Raw genomic sequence first — 258 nt, forward strand, 5'->3', positions numbered from 1 at the left:
GGGTAACCTGGTGGATGGCGATACCGTGACTGCAACAGCGACTGACCCTGCAGGCAATACTTCATTGCCAGGTACAGGCACAGTCTCTGCAGACATTACACCGCCGGTGGTTGCACTTGATGATGTGTTGACGAATGACAGCACACCAGCACTCACTGGTACAGTGAACGATCCGACAGCAACTGTGGTTGTGAACGTGGATGGTGTTGACTATCCGGCAGTGAACAATGGTGACGGCACCTGGACGCTTGCAGACAA

Annotated in this window: 1 protein-coding gene; it reads left to right on the forward strand. The window is 53.9% G+C overall.

Features of this window, described 5'->3' with window-relative positions; genetic code table 11:
- Positions 1–258 (forward strand): hypothetical protein (locus HJG58_RS18720; protein ID WP_328704801.1); only part of this gene is annotated, 258 nt, incomplete at both ends.

It is taken from the genome of Acinetobacter geminorum (assembly GCF_013009345.1).
GTDB classification, from domain to species: domain Bacteria; phylum Pseudomonadota; class Gammaproteobacteria; order Pseudomonadales; family Moraxellaceae; genus Acinetobacter; species Acinetobacter geminorum.